Below are 17,148 nucleotides of genomic sequence, written 5' to 3'. Positions count from 1 at the left end.
CCTCAGGCCGCTTCCGCCGGACGGAAGCGGCCGTAGAAGCTGTCTCCCTTTTCGGCCAGATCGCGCAGGAGCTTCGGGGCGGTGAAGCGCTCGCCGTGGTCTGCGGCGAGCCCTTCGCTGATCTCGACCGCCTGCTCCGCGCCGAGGATGTCGAGCCACGAGAACGGGCCGCCGGACCACGGCATGTAGCCCCAGCCGAGGATCGCGCCGACGTCGCCTTCGCGGATGTCGGTGAGCACGCCCTGCTCGAAGGCGCGGACCGCCTCCAGGGTCTGGATCATCGCGAGGCGGTGCTGGACCTCGGTCAGGTCCGGCTGATCGTCCCGGGGCGGCCAGTGCTCTTTGAGCCCGCTCCAGAGGCCCTGACGCTTGCCCTTGTCGTCGTAGGCGTAGAAGCCGGCCTTCGCCTTGCGTCCGAGGCGGCCGGCGTCGGCGAGGGTGAAGAGCACGCCATCGGCGGGGCTTTCGGGGTAGGCGTCACCCATGGCGGCCTTCGTTGCCTTGGCGATCTTCACCCCGAGGTCGAGCGAGACTTCATCGGTGAGTTGCAGCGGGCCGAGGGGGAAGCCGAGTTGTTTGGCGGCGTTCTCGATCAGCGCCGGCTCGACGCCCTCGGCCACCATGCGCACGCCCTCGTTGATGTAGGGCAGGATGCAGCGGTTGGCGTAGAAGAAGCGCGCGTCGTTGACGACGATCGGGGTCTTGCGGATCTGGCGGACGAAATCGAGGGCTTTCGCCACGGCGGCATCGCCGGTCTCGCGGCCACGGATGATCTCGACCAGCGCCATCTTCTCGACGGGCGAGAAGAAATGGATGCCGACGAAGCGGGCGGGGTCGCTGCTGGCGCGGGCGAGGTCACTGATCGGCAGAGTCGAGGTGTTGGTGGCGAAGATCGCGTCCGGCCCGAGGACGGCCTCGGCGCGGGCCGTGGCGTCGGCCTTGACGGCCGGATCCTCGAAGACGGCTTCCACCACGAGATCGCACCCCGCGAGGGCGGCAAAGTCCGGGGTGGCGGTGATGCGGGCAAGGGCGGCGTCGCGCTTTTCGGGCGTGGTCTTCCGACGTTTGACGCCGTCGTCGAAGTAGGCGGCTGCATGGGCTCGGCCCCGGTCGGCCGCGTCCTGATCGCGGTCGATGAGCACGACGTCGATGCCGGCCTGCGCCGCGACGGTGGCGATGCCCGCGCCCATCATGCCGGCGCCGAGGACGCCGAGCTTGCTGACCGGCCCCTCGGGCACGTCGGGGCGCAGCGCGCCCTTCTCCAGCGCCTGCTTGCTGAGGAAGAGCGAGCGGATCATCGCGGCGGACGACGGGTCCATGAGGACGGAGGTGAACCAGCGGGCCTCGATGCGGAGTGCGGTGTCGAAGTCGACGAGCGCGCCCTCGTAGATCGCCGAAAGCATCGCCTTCGCGGCCGGGTAGGCGCCCTGGGTCTTGCCGAGCACCATGGCGTTGGCGCCGACAAAGGTCATGAAGCCTGCCGGCTGGTACGGGGCGCCGCCGGGGAACCTGTAGCCCTTCGCGTCCCACGGCTTCACCAGCGCGGCGGGTTCGGCCGCGAGCACCCATGCCTTCGCGGCGGCGAGGAGGTCGTCAGGCGCAGGGGTCTCATCCACGAGGCCCATGGATTTCGCAGCGGCGGGCGTGAGCATCTTGCCTTCGAGCAGCGCCGGTGCGGAGGCCATCAGGCCGAGCATCCGCGAGAGGCGGGTGGTGCCGCCGGCACCGGGGAAGAGGCCGACGAGGATCTCCGGCAGGCCGATCTTCGCTTTCGGCTGGTCGGCAAGGAAGCGGCGGTGACAGGCGAGCGCGATCTCGGTGCCGATGCCGGCGGTCAGCCCCGGCATGGCGCAGGCGACGGGCTTGCCGCCCTTCAGGGTCTTCGGGTCCATGCCGGCACGCTCGATCTTGCGGAGCAGCCGGTGCATCGCCATGACGCCGTCGAAGAGGCCGCGCGCCGGATCGTCGCCTGCCCGCTCCTTCATCCGCGAGAGAAGCGAGAGGTCCATGCCGCCGGCGAAATCGGGCTTCGCGCTGGTGATGACGATGCCCTTGACCGCGGGGTCGGCGAGGGCCGCGTCGACGGCGGCGTCAAGCTCGGCGATGCCTTCCTCGGTCAGGACGTTCATCGACCGGCCGGGGAGATCCCAGGTGATGGTGGCGACGCCGTCGGAGTCGGTGGTGAGGGTGAAGATGGGCATCGGCAGATCCTCGGGATCAGGAATTCACGCGCCCGACGGCCAGCTGGTGCGCCGTCGGCCGCCGGGGGAGGCCGCTGTGGCGGCCATCTTGCGCGCGCGGGTGCGCGCATTGTTTCTTTGCTTGTTTTCCGCCTGATGGCGGAAAACCGACTGCTCTCCAGGTTTCAAGGCCGTATGAAGACCTCCGGGAGGGTTGCGGGCGTTCCCGGCTCATCGCGGGCCGTTCCACGGAGTGCCGTCGTGGTAAGTGAAGGTGACGGCGCCGTCCTTTGCTTCGAGGATCATGTCGACGTCGGAATAGGTGCAGACCTCATGCGGCGCGCGTGAGCCCACGACGAGGAAGCGGGCGGGCGCATCGGTGCGGTTGAGGAAGCAGTGGCCGTTCCGGTCGCCCGCCTGCCACGCGGCGCAATCGCCGGGGCGGAGGATGTATTCGCCTTCGTCCTGGAGGAGCACGAGCTCGCCCTCGGTCACCATGACGAATTCGTCCTCGGACTTGTGCCAGTGCCGGAGCGAGGAGCGGGCGCCGGGGTCGAGGGTGACGAGATTGGCGCCGAACTGGGTGAGGCCCGCCGCCTCGCCGAGGCGCAGCGACGAGCGGCCGGCGACCTGGCTGGCGTAGGGTTCGGGGTAGACCGAGCCGGTTTTTGCTGGCGCCGTCGAGGCGTCGATGATGCCCATCAGACTCGCTCGATGATCGTCGCGGCACCCATGCCGGAAGCGACGCAAAGGGTGGCGAGCGCCGTTCCCTTGCCGGTGCGCTCGAGTTCGTCGAGGGCGGTGCCGAGGATCATCGCGCCGGTGGCACCGAGCGGGTGGCCCATGGCGATGGCTCCGCCGTTGGGGTTGACCTTGGTGGGGTCGGCGTCGAACGCCTGCAGGAAGCGCAGGACGACCGCGGAGAACGCCTCGTTGACCTCGATCACGTCGAGGGCGCCGATTGTCATGCCGGCGGCGGCGAGCGCTTTCTCGGTAGCGGGCACCGGGCCGGTCAGCATGATCGTCGGGTCCGTGCCGACGCGGGCGGTGGCGCGGATACGGGCGCGGGGTTTCAGGCCGTGCCGCTCGCCGAAACCCTTCGAGCCGATGAGCATCGCGGCGGCGCCGTCGACGATACCCGACGAGTTGCCGGCGTGGTGGACGTGGTTGACTCGTTCGAGGTGGGGGTATTTCAGCATTGCCACCGCGTCGAAGCCGGGCATGGTTTCGCCCATGTCCCGGAACGCGGGCTTGAGCGCGCCGAGCGTCTGCATGTCGGTCTCGGGCCGCATGTGCTCGTCGCGGGCGAGGATTTCGACGCCGTTCCGGTCGGTGACCGGGACGATGGAGCGGGCGAAGCGGCCTTCGCTCCATGCGAGGGCGGCGCGGCGCTGGCTCTCGACGGCGTAGGCGTCGACGTCGTCGCGGGAGAAGCCGTATTCGGTGGCGATGATGTCGGCGCTGATGCCCTGCGGCACGAAGTAGGTCTTCATGGCGAGGGACGGGTCGACGGCGATGGCCGCGCCGTCCGAGCCCATGGGGATGCGGCTCATCATCTCGACGCCGCCTGCCACGTAAGCCTCGCCCGCGCCGCCGCGAATCTGGTTTGCCGCGAGGTTCACCGCCTCGAGGCCCGAGGCGCAGAAGCGGTTGATCGAGAGGCCTGGCACCGCTTCCGGCAGGCCGGAGGCGAGGACCGCGGAGCGCGCGAGGCAGCCGCCCTGTTCGCCGACCTGCGTGACGTTGCCCCAGATCACGTCGTCGAGTTCGTCCGTCGCAGTGCCGGTCCGGGCACGGAGCGCGTCGAGCGTGGCGGCGGAGAGGCGGAGCGCCGTCACCTCGTGGAGCGCGCCGTCGGCGCGGCCACGGCCCCGGGGTGTGCGGACGCAGTCGTAGATGTAGGCGTCGGTCATGGGGTCTCCGTATCGGGTCCGATCGGGGCTTGCAGGCTGGTGATCCGGGCGGGACCGTTGCCCGACAGGCCATGTGGACGCGTTGCGTATTCCGGCAGTCCGTCGGCGAGGTGCAGCCAGCTTACACGGCTCTCGATGCCATAGTGCAGCGCCGGGCTGGCCGCGTCGGGGTCATCCAGGGTTCCGGCCATCAGCTCGATCTGGTCGGTCCCGGTGGGCGCGTAGAAGAGTGGCGTGCCGCAGTCGCGGCAGAAGCCGCGCTCGGCGACGTCGGAGGAGGCAAAGCGCGTGGGCGTGCCGGTGAACCGGACGTCCGTGGCGGTGACGAGCGGGGCGAAGGCGTTGCCGGTGGCGCGCTGGCACATGCGGCAGTGGCAGAGGTTGGCGGGGCCAAGTGCGGCGGCCTCGTAGCGGATCCGGCCGCACTGGCAACCACCGGTGATGCTCATGACAGCACCCCTGGCGGCAGCGGGTGGCCCGGCATCAGGTCGTAGGGGTGCCGCCAGCCGGGAAGCGCGGCGATGCGCTGTCGCCAGCGGTCGATGTTCGGGAAAGTGGTGAGGTCGTGGGGAAACTCGTGGTCGTAGTAGAGATAGCCGATGCAGGAGAGGTCGGCGGTGGTGAGGTGATCGGCGGCGATCCAGTCGCGGTGAAAGAGGTGGCGGTCGAGAACCCGCAGCGCCGCGCCGGACCGCCTGGTGAAAAAGTCGATGACCTCCGGCAGGCGCTTTTCCTCGGGGAGGAATTTCAGCTGGAAGCGCAGGGTGGCGATGCAGGAGGTGAGCTTGTGGTTGTCCCAGAGCGTCCAGCGCAGGATCTCGCGACGCTCCTCCTCGGACGTCGGCCCGAAGTCCGGGAAGCGCCGGGCGAGGTAGTCGAGAATGACGCCCGACTGGGTGAGGCGCAGGTCGCCGTGTTCGAGGATCGGTGCCTCGCCCATGGCGTTCAGCGCGCGATATTCGGGCGTGCGGGTCTCGCCGTTGAAGAAATCGACGAAGACCGGCTCCCAGTCGGCACCGGCGAGGGCAAGCAGGAGAGCTGCCTTGTAGGCGTTGCCGGACTGGGCGAAGCAGTAGAGCCGGTACTCGGGCATCGGTTCTCCCCCGTCAGAAGGCATCCGCGTCGAGCGACATCACCGGTGCCGCGCCGGAGCGGATGCGGGCGAGGTGCAGACCCGTCGCCGGGAGCACCCGCGACATGAAGTAGCGCCCGGTGGCCAGTTTGGCACGGTGGAACTCGTCATCGGGCGCAGCGAGGGCAACTTTCGCCATGCGCGCCCACATGAGGCCGAGGCAGGTGTGGCCGAAGAGGTGCAGGAAGTCGGTGGAGCCCGCGAGCGCCGCGTCGGGATCGCGGACGTTGGCGAGGAAGAACTCGGCCGCGGCCTGCATGTCCTTCGAGGCGGACTTGAGCGGGTCGAGGAAGTCGGCCTTCAGCCGCTCGTCCCCCTCGTTCTCCTTCAGGAAGGCGCGGATCAGGCCGAAGAAGGCCATCACCGGCTTGCCGTTCCCGGCACCGAGCTTGCGGCCGACGAGATCGAGCGCCTGGATGCCGTTGGCGCCCTCATAGATCATCGCGATGCGGGCATCGCGGACGAACTGCGCGATGCCGGTCTCCTCGATGTAGCCGTGGCCGCCAAAGACCTGCTGGGCGGCGACGCAGGCGTCAAACCCCTTGTCGGTCAGGTAGCCCTTCACCACGGGCGTGAGCAGCGAGACGAGGCCGCCCGCGTCGGCGTCGCCCGCCTTGTGGGCGTCGATGAGGGTCGCGGCCCAGAGCATGAAGGCGCGCCCGCCCTCGACGAAGGCGCGCTGGTCGAGCAGGAGCCGGCGCACGTCGGGGTGGACGATGATCGGATCGGCGGGGCCGGAGGGGTTCACTGGCCCGGTGACGGCGCGGCCCTGCAGGCGGTCGCGCGCGTAGCTGGCTGCGAGCTGGTAGGCGCCGGCGGCCTGGGAGAGGCCCTGCATCCCGACCTGCGAGCGGGCCTCGTTCATCATGGTGAACATCGCCTTGAGGCCCTGATGCGGCTCGCCGAGCAACTCGCCCAGTGCGCCGTCGTAGTTCATGACGCAGGTGGAGTTGCCGTGGATGCCCATCTTCTCCTCGACCTTGCCGACCGAGACGGCATTGCGCTCGCCCAGCGTGCCGTCGCCGTTCACGAGGAGCTTCGGCACGATGAAGAGCGAGATGCCACGTACCCCGGCGGGCGCGTCGGGCAGGCGCGCGAGGACGAGATGGACGATGTTGTCGGCCATGTCGTGGTCGCCGGCGGAGATGAAGATCTTCTGGCCGGTGAGGCGAAAGCCGTCGCCGTCGGGCTCGGCCTTCGTGCGCAGCAGCGCGAGGTCGGTGCCGGCCTGCGGCTCGGTCAGGTTCATCGTGCCGGTCCAGCGGCCGGAGACGAGGTTCGGAAGCCATTTCGCCTTCTGCGCCGCGCTGCCGTGGACGTGGATGGCGGAATAGGCGCCATGGGTGAGGCCCGCGTACATGCCGAAGGCCATGTTGGCGGCGGACTGGAATTCGCCGGCGGCGGCGTGGATGACGAAGGGCAGGCCGAGGCCGCCGTACTCGGGATCGCAGTCGATGCCGGTCCAGCCGCCGTCGCGCAGCAGTGCGAAGGCGTCCGCAAATCCCGTCGGCGTGCGCACGACGCCGTTCTCGAGGCGGCAGCCTTCGCGGTCACCGACCGCGTTCAGGGGCGCGAGCACCTCGGCAGAGATCCGGCCCACTTCATCGAGCACGGCGGCGGTGGTGGCGCGGTCAAGCTCGGCATAGCCGGGCGTCGGTTGCTCCTCGACGCGAAGGACGTCATGCAAAAGAAACGCCACGTCGCGGAGCGGGGGAGTGTAGGCGGCCAATATTTCCTCCGGGGAGAGTCCGGGCCCATGGCGTCGGGCGCGGAGTTATTCGGCCGCGTCGGTCCCGCGGCCGTCGAGAATGGAGCGCGCCCAGGCGAGTTGCTGACGCAGGTCGGTAATCGCGATCTCCAGCTCGGTGCGCTGCGCCTCCATCGCCGCGAGGCGCTTCTCGGCCACCTCGACCGTGCGGGAGAGCTGGGTCCCCTGATCCTCGTGGTTGTAGAGGTCGAGCAGCTCACGCATCTCCTCGAGCGAGAAGCCGAAGCGCCGCCCGCGCAGGATCAGCGTCAGCCGCGCACGGCAGCAGCGGGTATAGAGCCGCCGCTGGCCGACTCGAACCGGTGTGAGCAGCTCCTTCGATTCGTAGAAGCGCAGGGTTCTGGGTGTGACGCCGAACTCGGCGCACATCTCCGCAATGGGGGTCAGGTTCTCAGTCACGCGTTCAGGCCGTTCGGGGGGGGGCAACGTCCCGAACAGGATGGAGGCGAGCGGCGATGATTGCAAGATAAAAGTTGACGTTAACGTAAAGATGACGCGAACGTCGGGTGCCGCGCGCGGTGGCGGCCGGGGAGCGAGGGACGCGGTTGAAGGAGGCCGCCGATTGTGTGCATCTGGCGCCCAGTGTGGTGGGCTGGGACGGCGGCGATGCAGGACGCTTCGGAGAGAGTCGAGACGGCGCGGAAGTTCATCCGGGCCTTGCCGCATGCGCGCGATCTCGGCATGGACCTGATCGACGCCGGCGACGGCATCGCAACCATGACGCTCGGCTATGACGAGCGCTTCGTCGGTGACCCCGCCAGCGGCGTTCTGCACGGCGGCGTGGTGACCGCACTGCTCGACACCTGCTGCGGCGCATCGGTCATGCTGCATCGGGTCGCGCCGGGTCCGACCGCGACGATTGATCTTCGCATCGATTACATGCGCTCCGCCGAGCCCGGTCAGGGTCTCGTCGCGCGCGCCGAGTGTTACCGCGTCACCCGCACCGTCGCCTTCGTCCGCGCGACGGCCTGGACCACCGACCCGGCCGACCCGGTCGCGACGGCGGCGGGTGCGTTCACCGTGGAGGCAAGGAAGTGAGGCCCGCCCCCGAACCCGTGCAGGTGATCAAGCACCGCCGCGACATCGCGCTGGAGCGGCTCGCCGCGGCAGTTCCCTATGCGCGCTACCTCGGCATCGAATTCGAGCGGCGCGGTGACGAGCTGACTGCGGTGCTGCCGTTTCAGGAGAAGCTCGTCGGCAACCCGATGCTGCCGGCGCTGCACGGCGGCGCGATCGGCGCGTTTCTCGAGATGGCGGCGCTCGTCGAACTGGCCTGGGCGCAGGTCTGGGAGCGTATGGAGGGCGGCGGCGCCGAGGCGGCGGCGATCGAGGCGGGCGCGTTCCCGGCCTGGCCCAAGACCATCGACTTCACCGTCGACTACCTGCGCTCCGGCCTGCCGCGCGACGCCTACGCCCGCGCCCGGGTGAACCGCATGGGCCGGCGCTACGCCAGCGTCCATGTGGAGGCGTGGCAGGACAACCGCTCCCGGCTCTTCGCGCAGGCGACCGGGCATTTCCTGATGGCGGCAGGCGAGGAGTGACGCCGGCCGCGGCCAGCAACCGGCGTGTCCTCGCCATTGCCGGTCCGATCATGCTCGCGAACGTCACCGTGCCGCTGCTCGGCGCGGTCGACACCGCCGTCATCGGCCAGCTCGGACAAGCGGCACCGCTCGGCGCGGTCGGCCTCGGCGCGGTGATCCTTGCGTCGATCTACTGGATCTTCGGCTTCCTGCGCATGGGCACCACCGGCCTCGTGGCACAGGCCCGGGGTGCCGGCGACGTGGCCGAGACCGGGGCGCTGCTCATGCGCGGCCTGATGATCGGTCTCGCCGCCGGTGTCGTCTTCGTGCTCGCGCAGGCCGCGCTCTTCTGGGGCGCCTTCCGCCTGGCGCCCGCCTCGGCCGAGGTCGAGGCGCTGGCGCGGCAGTACCTCGCGATCCGCATCTGGGGCGCGCCGGCCGCGATCTCGCTCTACGCGCTCACCGGCTGGCTCATTGCCATGGAGCGGACGCGCGGCGTGCTGGTGCTGCAGCTTGCGACGAACGGGCTCAATGTCGTGCTCACCATCATCTTCGCCCTCGGCCTCGGATGGGGCGTCCCCGGCGTGGCGCTCGGGACGCTCATCGCCGAATGGTGCGGCCTCGGCCTTGGCCTCTGGCTCTGCCGGGCGGCCTTCGCCGGCAACCAGTGGCGCGACTGGGGCCGGGTGCTCGACCCCGCCCGCCTGAAGCGGATGGCACAGGTGAACGGCGATATCCTCGTCCGCTCGGTGGTGCTGCAAGGCAGCTTCACCACCTTCCTGTTCCTCGGTGCGGGGCTCGGCGACGTGACCCTCGCGGCGAACCAGATCCTGCTGCAGTTTCTCGAGGTGTCCGCCTATGCCCTCGATGCCTTCGCCTTCACCGCCGAGGCGCTGGTCGGGCAGGCGCTTGGCAACCGCGACCGCGACGGCCTCCGGCAGGCGGCGCTCCTGACTTCCCTGTGGGGGCTCGGCACATCGGTGGTGATGGCGGCGATCGTCCTGCTTGCCGGTCCGTCCATCGTCGGGGTGATGACCACGGCGCCCGACGTGCAGGCGGCGGCGCAGAGCTACCTGCCGTGGATGGCGGCGGCGCCGCTCATCGGCATTGCCGCCTGGATGCTCGACGGCATCTTCATCGGCGCGACGGAAACCCGCGCGCTCCGCAACGCGATGCTGCTCTCGGTCGTGATCTACGCCGCGGCGCTCATGGTGCTGCTTCCCGCCTTCGGCAACCATGGGCTCTGGGCGGCGCTGATGATCCTGAACCTCGCCCGCGGCATCACGCTCGCGAGGCGCTACCCTGCGCTGGAGGCCCGGGCGGCGTAGCGGCCGAGCCACTCGTCACGGCCGCTGCCGATCGCCGCGGCGACGCTCGCGAAGCCGTCGCGGGCGAGCAGCGCGTCGAGCCCGGCGAGGATCTCCGGCACGAGGGAAAGCCCGCCGTAGACGAGGCCGGTGTAGAGCTGCACCGCCCAGGCACCGGCGCGGATCTTCGCGTAGGCGGTCTCGGCCGAGTCGACGCCGCCGACCCCAACAAGCGGCAGCCGTCCGTCGGTCAGCTCCGAGACCCGGGCAAGAAGCGCGGTCGAGCGCCGGAAGAGCGGCCGCCCCGAGAGCCCGCCGGTCTCGCCGGCCTGCGGGCTTGCGAGGCCGTCGCGGGAGAGCGTGGTGTTGGTGGCGATGATCGCCGAGATGCCGCTCGCCACTGCCACGGTTACCAGCTCGGCCAACTCACGGTCATTGAGGTCGGGCGCGATCTTCAGGAACACCGGCACCGGCCGGGAGAGCCGGGCATTCGCCGCCAGCACGCCCTCGAGGAGTGCCGCGAGCGCGTCCGCCCCCTGCAGGTCGCGCAGCCGCTCGGTGTTGGGCGATGAGACGTTGACGGTGGCGAAGTCGACATGCGGCCCGGCGACCGCAAGCACTGCGGCGAAGTCCGCCGCCCGGTCGGCGCTCGTCTTGTTCGCCCCGAGGTTCAGCCCGACCACGCCCCGCTTCGGGCGCGCGCCCAGCCGGGTAGCGATCGCCTCCGCCCCGTCGTTGTTGAAGCCGAAGCGGTTGATCGCCGCGCGGTCCTCGGCGAGGCGAAAGAGCCGGGGCCGCGGGTTGCCGGGCTGGGGCAGGGGGGTTGCCGCGCCCACCTCGACGAAGCCGAAGCCGGCGGCGACCAGCGGGCCGACCACGGTGGCGTTCTTGTCGAAGCCCGCCGCGAGACCGAGCGGGTTCGGCAGGGCGAGCCCGGCAAGCTCGGTCGCGAGGCGCGGAAAGCGATCGGCCGGGGTCCGCGCGCCAAGCCCGGCGCCGAGCGCGCGGAGCGCCAGCCCATGCGCGGCCTCGGGGTCGATCCGCCGCAGGAGCGGCAGTGTCAGGCGTTCACCGAGGCTCATGCCAGTGCCTCCACGTCGATCTCGCCAAGCGGCCGCGCCCAGAGCACGTCCGCGCGGCGGAGCGGCCGGTAGAGATGCGGGAACAGCGCGCCGCCGCGCGACGGCTCCCAGGTGAACCCGGCGCTGTCGTCGACGGCGAGGATCATGAGCCCGCTCTCGCCGGCGAAATGCTTCGCGAGCGTCTCCGGCAGCTGGGTCGCGGTGGAGAAGTGGACGAAGCCATCCGCCCGGTCGACCGGAGCGCCGGGGCTCTCACCCGCTGCCTCGAGCTCGGCCCATTCGGAGCCGCGCAGAACCTTGTAGACCAGCATGTCGTCACCCCTGCGGTGTCATGACCCGGCGTGCGGCGGCGCGGGCGAGACCGAGCCGCCGTTCCCGGAAGATGATGAAAAGCCCGGCGGCGACGATGAGCACGGCGCCAGCGAGCATGGTGAGCGTCGGCGCCTCGCCGAAGATCAGGTAGCCGAGCACGAGTGCCAGCACCATCGAGACGTACTCGAAGGGCGCGATCACCCCGGTTTCGGCATGGCGATAGCCCTCGGTCAGGAAGATCTGCCCCGCACCGCCGAGCAGGCCCGCACTCACCAGCAGCACCGCCTCTGGCCCGGTCGGGACCGTCCAGCCGAACGGGATCGTCAGGAATGACAGGGCCACGGATGTCAGCGAGAAATAGAGCACGATCGCGCCCGTCGCCTCAGTGGTGACGAGCTTTCGCACCGTCACCTGCGCGAGAGCCGCGCAGACCGCCCCGAAGAGTGCCGCCATCGCGCCGAACGCCTGCAGGGCCGACGCCTCGGTCGGATTGGTCAGTGTCAGCCGCGGTGAAAGCACGATGACGACACCCACAAGCCCGACGAACACCGCGGTCAGCCGGAAGGCATGGACCTTCTCTCCGAGAAACATCGCCCCGAAGATCACCGTGAGGAGCGGCGCGGCATAGCCGAGGGCGGTCGCTTCCGGCAGCGGCAGAAAGCCGAGCGCGGTGAAGCCGAGCCCCATGGCCGCCGTGCCGACGAACCCGCGCCAGAAGTGTCCGAGCGGATGCCGGGTCGAGAGCCCGTGTCGCAGCGTGCGCGACCAGGCGAGCCAGCCGAGGATCACCGGCACCGCGAGGGCCGAGCGGAAGAACACCGCCTCGCCGGGAGGCACATGCGGCGCGGTCGACTTGATACAGACCGCCATGAAGGTGAACAGGATCACGGAGAGCACCTTGCAGGCAATGCCGCGGAGCGGGTTCAAGGCAGTGACTTTCCGGCAGCGGGGGAACCGCGGCCACTATTGCCCCGGCGCGCGCGAGGCACAACCCGGCGGTTCTCATATGGGCAGAAGCCTATCGGGCAGGGACGAGGGGCCCCGCCCACAGGCGGGGAGAAACCCAGACTCACGGGCGCAAGCCCGTTCCGCCGGAGCGAAGCCGCAACGGCGGCGAAGCGCCAAGCGGTGACCGAGCGGGAGCCCTTGAGGCTCCCCGAGGGCGGCGCTCTCCGACCGGGGCTTGAACCGGACCCGCGGCGGCGCCATGGTCGGCGAGCCCCAGCCGAGGAGACGTGCCCGTGGCCTTCGAGACCCTGATCGTCGACGTGGAGGACCACGTCGGGCTCATCCGCCTCAACCGCCCCGAGGCGCTGAACGCGCTGAACTTCCAGCTTCTCGAGGAGCTGGGCGAGGCGCTTGCCGAGATGGAGGCCTCGCCGCGGGTGCGCGCGGTCATCGTCACCGGCTCGGAGAAGGCCTTTGCCGCCGGCGCCGACGTGAAGGACATGGCGCCGAAGGGCTTCGTCGAGATGTTCACCGAGGACCGCTTCACCCCGGAAACCGAGGCGATCCTGAGTTGCCGCAAGCCGATCATCGCGGCGGTTGCGGGCTATTGCCTCGGCGGCGGCTGCGAGCTTGCGATGATGTGCGACTTCATCATCGCCGCCGACACGGCGAAGTTCGGACAGCCGGAGATCAACCTCGGCATCATTCCCGGAATGGGCGGCACGCAACGGCTGACCCGGGTGGTCGGCAAGTCGAAGGCGATGGAAATGTGCCTGACCGGGCGTTTCATGGACGCCGCCGAGGCCGAGCGCGCGGGGCTCGTGAGCCGCGTGGTGCCGGCGCGTGACCTCATGCGCGATGCCAGGGAGACTGCGGGGAAGATCGCGGAGAAATCGCCGCTGACGGCGCGGGCGGTGAAGGAGGCGGTGAACCGCAGCTACGAGACGACGTTGCGCGAGGGACTGCTCTTTGAGCGGCGGCTGTTCCACGCGCTCTTCGCCTCCGAGGACAAGGCCGAAGGCATGGCGGCCTTCGCCGAAAAGCGAAGCCCGCAGTTTCGCGGCCGATGACCCGGCGCGTGACCCCGCGCGGGAGGCCCGTCAGGGAAAAGCCGGCGCACCGAAAAAGTCCGCGCAGCGTAATCTTCGGGTCATCATTCGCTGGTACGCCTCGGCGGAAGTCGCGGCATGAGCGGAGCGATGCAGGACTCGACACCAGGCTGGGCGCGCTACATCGAAGAGCTTGAAGCGCAGGCGATGCGCCTGCCGCGTCGGCGGCGATCGGCCGTTTCCCGGGAGGGACGCGCCATGGCCCTCGGGGCCCTCGTCCGGCGTGTGGTCGCGTTCATCGCGGGGCGTCCCAAGATCGGCGGTTGACACCGGCCCGGGGCACGGATATGAGCCCCCGACTGGATTTCACGCTACCGAACGGACCGATACGCACATGGCAAATTCGCCGTCATCCAAGAAGCGCGCGCTGCAGGCCGAGCGCCGCGCAGACGTCAACAAGGCGCGCCGCTCGCGGATGCGCACTTTCATCCGCAAGGTCGAAGAGGCGATCGCGACAGGCAACGTCGATGCCGCGTCGTCGGCTCTCCGGACCGCGCAGCCCGAGATCATGAAGAACGTCTCGAAGGGCATCGTTCACAAGAACACCGCGAGCCGCAAGATCTCCCGCCTCGCTGGCCGGGTGAAGGCGCTCTCCGCCTGAGTCATCCGTAGCGCCCGGGCCGGCCGACGGCCGGACCCGTCGCCAACGCGCGTCGCGAGGCGCGCGTTTTTCGTTGTGCTTGCCCGTGTGCGGGCCGGGGTTTCCCGGCGCGCCGCGGGCGCGCGAGCGAGTTCCGCGGGGCGTTTCAAGCCGGGATCGATGTTCCGCCTTCGGTCCAGTTGTTCGCTCGGGGGCGCTCCGGTATGTTAGGCTCGAGTTAACGATTCCAGCTTCGCGCTCGAATGGATCGGTGGCAGGTGCCGCAACCCTTGGCGCCAAGAGTTCGTCTAGTCATCGAAACGTGGAGCGGAAAACATTTCCGGTCAACGAGACTGGAAGTGTATAAAAGTATGACGGGAAGGTGAGATCAATTGCGAGTGGTGACCTGGATACGCGAAGAAGGGCTCTCCGTTCGTATCGCACAACCTGTGGTTGCAAAGTATAACCTTGGGGTAGATCTCCCGTTGCGGCGTCGGGGGGCGTCGGTTCTCGTTGGTTGCTGCCCGGGGCCGGGGATTGCCGACTGTCCCCAGGTTCGTTGATACGACGGTCGCGCCACCAGGTCCCTCCCCATCCTGCCCCCGAAGAGTTGCCATGACACCGCAGACCAAGGCCTCCTCCCACGATCGTATCGATGAGCCGTGGACCCGCGTGCGCGCTGGCCTGTTCAGCCAGATCGGCCAGGACAATTTCAAGAACTGGATCGAGCCGCTGGTGTTTCTCGGCGCAGATGCCGGCGTCGGCCGCTTCGCGGCGCCGACTGCGTTCATCGGCACCTGGGTACAGCGGACCTACGGCGATACCTTGCGGATGCTGTTCTGTCGCGAGGGGCTGCCGGTGTCGCGACTCGACTTCGCCGTAGCCCAGACTCCGGTCCCGGCGATGCGTGTCGTGCCAAGCGCCGGGTCAGCCTCGCCGGCGGCCTCATCGGCGGCCGCGTCGTCGCCGGCGCCCTCGCCGGCGGTTGCTGCCACCGGAGGCGCGAACGAAGTCGATCTTCCGGCGTCGCCGCTCGACGGCCGCTGCACGTTTGACAACTTCGTGGTCGGCCGGCCGAATGAGCTGGCCCACGCCGCCGCCCACCGGGTGGCCGAAGGGGTGGCCGAAGGCGGCACCGTGACCTTCAACCCGCTGTTCCTCTACGGCGGTGTCGGCCTCGGCAAGACCCACCTGATGCATGCCATTGCGTGGGAAGTGCGCCAGCGAAACCCCGAGGCGCGAGTCCTCTACCTCTCGGCCGAGCAGTTCATGTACCGCTTCGTGTCAGCGCTGCGCTTCAAGGAGATGCACGGCTTCAAGGAGATGTTCCGCTCGGTCGACATGCTGATGGTCGACGACGTGCAGTTCATCTCCGGCAAAGATTCCACCCAGGAGGAATTCTTCCACACGTTCAACGCGCTGATCGAGCAGCAGAAGCAGATCATCATCTCCGCCGATCGCGCGCCAGGCGAGATCGACGGGCTCGAGGATCGCATCAAGTCGCGGTTGCAGTGGGGCCTCGTCGTCGATCTGCACCCGACCGACTACGAGTTGCGGCTCGGCATCCTGCAGGCGAAGGCGGAGGCGCATCTCGAACAGCACCCGGGCGTGGTGGTCGGCTCCGGCGTCATGGAGTTCCTCGCCCACCGGATCAGCTCGAACGTTCGCGTGCTCGAGGGCGCGCTCAACCGGCTCTTCGCCTACGCGAGCCTCGTCGGGCGCGAGATCAACCTCGACATGACTCAGGAATGCCTCGCCGACATCCTGCGCGCGTCCGAGCGCAAGGTGACGATCGACGAGATACTGCGCAAGGTCGCCGATCACTATACGCTTCGGATGTCGGACCTCCTCTCGGCCCGTCGGGCGCGGCAGGTGGCGCGGCCGCGGCAGGTGGCGATGTATCTGGCGAAGACCCTGACCTCGAAATCGCTGCCGGAGATCGGTCGCCGGTTCGGCGGGCGGGATCACACGACGGTGATCCATGCGGTGCGCAAGATCGAGGAATTGCGCACGACCGACGCCCAGATCGCCGAAGACGTGGAACTTCTGCGCCGGATGCTCGAGGCCTGAGTCGCGGGCGGCGTCAGGCGTCGCCGTTTTTGCCGCTCGCCTGCTGCGTCGAGGACACACCTCGCTCCGAAGCGACCGCCGCGCGCGAGTCGGGCATAGGTTGCGCGCCTTGCCTGCACCATGCTTGTCTTGCGGCCGGTGTGCCGCCAACAAGACTTGAGGCAGAGGGAAAGCAGTATGGCTCTGATTAAAGGCACAGGCGGGCCCGATCGCCTGTTGGGAACGCCAGGCTCCGACAATATGGCGGGCCTCGGTGGCCGGGATATCCTCCTGTCGCGTGCCGGTGATGATCGTCTGTTCGGCGGCGCGGGCGACGATGTGCTGGTGGCGAGCTTCGGCGACGACCTGCTGTTCGGCGGCATCGGTGACGACTGGATGAGCGGTGGCGACGGGAACGATCTCCTGCGGGGGTGGACCGGCAACGATTTGCTGCTCGGCGGGGCGGGCGACGATGCCCTGAACGGTGAGATCGGCAACGACACGCTGGGCGGCGGCGAGGGCAATGACCTCCTGCGCGGCGGCGTCGGCGGTGACTCGCTGCTCGGCGAGGCGGGTGACGACCGTCTCCTTGGCGAGGACGGCCGCGACACCCTTCTCGGCGGCGAAGGCAATGACCGGCTGAACGGCGGTCGCGGTGACGACAGGCTCCTTGGCGAGGCCGGAAACGACAGCATGAGCGGCGGCGCCGGCATGGATCTCCTGCTCGGTGGCTTTGGCCAGGACACCCTCTCGGGCGATCTCGGCAACGACCGGCTGATCGGTGGCCGAGGCGCGGACATATTCCAGTTCCGTGCGGGCGGCGGCACCGACCTGATCGTGGATTTCGGCGTCGGGGCGGACCGCATCGACGTCACGGCCTACGGCTTTGCCAGCGCCGACGACGTCCTGGCGCGCGCCGAGCAGAACGGCAGCGAAGTCCTGATCTCTTTCGGCGGCGGCAGCCGCGTGGCCCTTGCCGACCATCTGCTGGCTGACCTGACCGTGGATCACTTCCTCATCTGACGTCCGGCTGAGCTCGACCGAGGACTGCCCCCCATTGCCCCTGAAGCACCCGGCCCGCGAGGTCGGGGGCCTCCACGTCCGAAGCGCCGTCACGCGGGCGCACAATTGCCGGCACGATATCCGCTGCGTCCGCCACCATTACGGGCACCTGGCCTGCCGCATCTGCGACAGCCCTTCGCCGCCCGAACCGGAGCTTTTCTCTGCGAAGCCATCCACATGTCGCGA

At 69.3% G+C, this 17,148-nt stretch carries 18 protein-coding genes; 8 read left to right on the top strand and 10 right to left on the bottom strand.

Features of this window, described 5'->3' with window-relative positions:
• Positions 1-2: 2 nt before the first annotated feature.
• From HNP73_RS00570 to HNP73_RS00540, 7 genes are all read right to left on the bottom strand, one after another.
• Positions 3-2,201 (bottom strand): 3-hydroxyacyl-CoA dehydrogenase NAD-binding domain-containing protein, encoded by a 2,199-nt coding sequence (locus tag HNP73_RS00570; RefSeq protein ID WP_184146054.1) that lies wholly within the window; start codon positions 2,199-2,201, stop codon positions 3-5.
• A 210-nt stretch (positions 2,202-2,411) separates the two neighbouring features.
• Positions 2,412-2,882, bottom strand: coding sequence for a cupin domain-containing protein (locus HNP73_RS00565; RefSeq protein WP_184146051.1), 471 nt, complete (start codon positions 2,880-2,882; stop codon positions 2,412-2,414).
• Positions 2,882-4,093: an acetyl-CoA C-acetyltransferase gene (locus HNP73_RS00560; protein ID WP_184146048.1), complete on the bottom strand. Its 1,212-nt coding sequence runs from the start codon at positions 4,091-4,093 to the stop codon at positions 2,882-2,884. The genes HNP73_RS00565 and HNP73_RS00560 overlap by 1 nt, the downstream gene beginning before the upstream one ends.
• Positions 4,090-4,542 carry a GFA family protein gene (locus HNP73_RS00555; protein WP_184146045.1) on the bottom strand — a complete coding sequence of 151 codons (453 nt, stop codon included), beginning with the start codon at positions 4,540-4,542 and terminating at the stop codon, positions 4,090-4,092. Before HNP73_RS00555 ends, HNP73_RS00560 begins: the two co-directional genes overlap by 4 nt.
• On the bottom strand, positions 4,539-5,186 hold the full coding sequence (locus HNP73_RS00550; RefSeq protein ID WP_184146042.1) for a glutathione S-transferase family protein: 648 nt from the start codon (positions 5,184-5,186) through the stop codon (positions 4,539-4,541). Before HNP73_RS00550 ends, HNP73_RS00555 begins: the two co-directional genes overlap by 4 nt.
• Positions 5,187-5,199: 13 nt before the next feature.
• Entirely contained in the window at positions 5,200-6,954 is a 1,755-nt protein-coding gene (locus HNP73_RS00545; RefSeq protein ID WP_184146040.1) for an acyl-CoA dehydrogenase, read from the bottom strand.
• A 45-nt stretch (positions 6,955-6,999) separates the two neighbouring features.
• A complete protein-coding gene (locus HNP73_RS00540) occupies positions 7,000-7,392 on the bottom strand; it encodes a MerR family DNA-binding protein (RefSeq protein ID WP_184146039.1) in 393 nt (130 codons plus the stop codon).
• A gap of 207 nt (positions 7,393-7,599) precedes the next feature.
• On the opposite strand from HNP73_RS00540, the gene HNP73_RS00535 reads away from it, so the two are divergent.
• Genes HNP73_RS00535 through HNP73_RS00525 form a run of 3 tightly spaced genes read left to right on the top strand, consistent with a single transcriptional unit; the run spans position 7,600 to position 9,841 of the window.
• Entirely contained in the window at positions 7,600-8,031 is a 432-nt protein-coding gene (locus HNP73_RS00535) for a PaaI family thioesterase (RefSeq protein ID WP_184146035.1), read from the top strand.
• On the top strand, positions 8,028-8,534 hold the full coding sequence (locus tag HNP73_RS00530) for a hotdog domain-containing protein (RefSeq protein WP_184146032.1): 507 nt from the start codon (positions 8,028-8,030) through the stop codon (positions 8,532-8,534). The genes HNP73_RS00535 and HNP73_RS00530 overlap by 4 nt, the downstream gene beginning before the upstream one ends.
• A gap of 50 nt (positions 8,535-8,584) precedes the next feature.
• Positions 8,585-9,841, top strand: a complete 1,257-nt coding sequence (locus tag HNP73_RS00525; RefSeq protein ID WP_184147967.1) for an MATE family efflux transporter — start codon at positions 8,585-8,587, stop codon at positions 9,839-9,841.
• Here the strand turns inward: HNP73_RS00525 and HNP73_RS00520 are convergent.
• From HNP73_RS00520 to HNP73_RS00510, 3 genes are read right to left on the bottom strand one after another with little or no spacing between them, the layout of a single operon-like run.
• Complete coding sequence (locus HNP73_RS00520) at positions 9,811-10,902, bottom strand: quinone-dependent dihydroorotate dehydrogenase (protein ID WP_184146030.1); 1,092 nt, start codon at positions 10,900-10,902, stop codon at positions 9,811-9,813. The two genes, HNP73_RS00525 and HNP73_RS00520, sit on opposite strands and share 31 nt — an antisense overlap.
• The gene (locus tag HNP73_RS00515; protein WP_184146027.1) at positions 10,899-11,213 is read right to left on the bottom strand and encodes a DUF952 domain-containing protein; all 315 of its coding nucleotides are present in this window, start codon (positions 11,211-11,213) and stop codon (positions 10,899-10,901) included. The genes HNP73_RS00520 and HNP73_RS00515 overlap by 4 nt, the downstream gene beginning before the upstream one ends.
• Positions 11,214-11,217: 4 nt before the next feature.
• Positions 11,218-12,141, bottom strand: coding sequence for a DMT family transporter (locus HNP73_RS00510; RefSeq protein WP_184146025.1), 924 nt, complete (start codon positions 12,139-12,141; stop codon positions 11,218-11,220).
• Between the two features lie 314 nt (positions 12,142-12,455).
• Between HNP73_RS00510 and HNP73_RS00505 the strand changes: the two genes are divergently transcribed.
• From HNP73_RS00505 to HNP73_RS00485, 5 genes are all read left to right on the top strand, one after another.
• A complete protein-coding gene (locus HNP73_RS00505) occupies positions 12,456-13,232 on the top strand; it encodes an enoyl-CoA hydratase (RefSeq protein ID WP_184146022.1) in 777 nt (258 codons plus the stop codon).
• A 117-nt stretch (positions 13,233-13,349) separates the two neighbouring features.
• Positions 13,350-13,538 carry a hypothetical protein gene (locus HNP73_RS00500; protein ID WP_184146019.1) on the top strand — a complete coding sequence of 63 codons (189 nt, stop codon included), beginning with the start codon at positions 13,350-13,352 and terminating at the stop codon, positions 13,536-13,538.
• A 67-nt stretch (positions 13,539-13,605) separates the two neighbouring features.
• Entirely contained in the window at positions 13,606-13,872 is a 267-nt protein-coding gene (rpsT, locus tag HNP73_RS00495; RefSeq protein ID WP_184146017.1) for a 30S ribosomal protein S20, read from the top strand.
• A gap of 594 nt (positions 13,873-14,466) precedes the next feature.
• Positions 14,467-15,921, top strand: coding sequence for a chromosomal replication initiator protein DnaA (gene dnaA, locus HNP73_RS00490; RefSeq protein ID WP_184146014.1), 1,455 nt, complete (start codon positions 14,467-14,469; stop codon positions 15,919-15,921).
• 120 nt (positions 15,922-16,041) lie between these two features.
• Positions 16,042-16,923, top strand: a complete 882-nt coding sequence (locus HNP73_RS00485; RefSeq protein ID WP_343063164.1) for a calcium-binding protein — start codon at positions 16,042-16,044, stop codon at positions 16,921-16,923.
• Positions 16,924-17,148: the final 225 nt, after the last annotated feature.

Source organism: Amaricoccus macauensis (genome assembly GCF_014201905.1).
In the GTDB taxonomy this organism is placed as follows: Bacteria; Pseudomonadota; Alphaproteobacteria; order Rhodobacterales; family Rhodobacteraceae; genus Amaricoccus; species Amaricoccus macauensis.
This window is presented reverse-complemented; position numbering and strand designations above follow the sequence as displayed.